Source organism: Halomonas sp. (genome assembly GCF_033549285.1).
In the GTDB taxonomy this organism is placed as follows: Bacteria; Pseudomonadota; Gammaproteobacteria; order Pseudomonadales; family Halomonadaceae; genus Halomonas.
This window is the reverse complement of the sequence record NZ_JAWSUJ010000143.1, coordinates 6,522-7,347: the sequence shown is the minus strand read 5'-3', so window position 1 is coordinate 7,347 and position 826 is coordinate 6,522. Positions and strand designations below refer to the sequence as shown.

The window sequence follows — 826 nt, the reverse complement described above, 5'->3', positions numbered from 1 at the left end:
GTGGACCTGACGCCGAACCGCGGCGACTGCCTCAGCCTCAAGGGGCTGGCCCGCGAGGTCGGGGTACTCAATCGGCTGGCCGTCTCGGGCCCCGAGCTCGCCCCCGTGGCACCCACCATCGATGAGACCTTCCCGGTGCGCGTCGAGGACACCGAGCGCTGTCCGCGCTACATCGGGCGGCTCATCAAGGGCGTCGACGTCACCGCCGAGACCCCGCTGTGGATGGTCGAGCGGCTGCGCCGCAGCGGCATCCGCGCCATCGACCCGGTGGTGGATGTCACCAACTACGTGATGCTCGAGCTCGGCCAGCCCCTGCATGCCTTCGATCGCGCCAACCTGCACGGCAGCGTGGTGGTGCGGCTGGCCCGGGAAGGCGAGCAGCTGGTGCTGCTCGACGGCCAGGCGATCACCCTGGACGGCTCCACGCTGGTGATTGCCGACGAGCGTGGCCCGCTGGCCATCGCCGGCGTGATGGGCGGCGAGCACTCCGGCGTGAGCCCCGAGACCCGCGACATCTTCCTCGAGTCGGCCTTCTTCTCGCCGCTGGCGGTCGCCGGCCAGGCGCGCTCCTATGGCCTGCACACCGACGCCTCGCACCGCTTCGAGCGCGGTGTCGACCCGAGCCTGGCCCGCGAGGCCGCCGAGCGAGCCACCGCCCTGCTGCTGGCGATCACCGGCGGCGAGCCGGGGCCCCTGGTGGAGGTGGCAAGCGAACCCCACCTGCCGCACGGTCGTGAGGCGACCCTGCGGGCCGCGCGCCTGGAGCAGGCGCTGGGCAAGTCGCTGCCCGGTGACGAGGTCACCGAGATCCTCGAGCGCCTCGGCC

1 protein-coding gene is annotated in these 826 nt (G+C 72.8%); it reads left to right on the top strand.

Annotated features, from left to right (window positions below):
• Positions 1-826, top strand: an 826-nt coding sequence (locus SCI24_RS20010) for a phenylalanine--tRNA ligase subunit beta (protein WP_318727052.1), incomplete at both ends; no start/stop codon positions are given.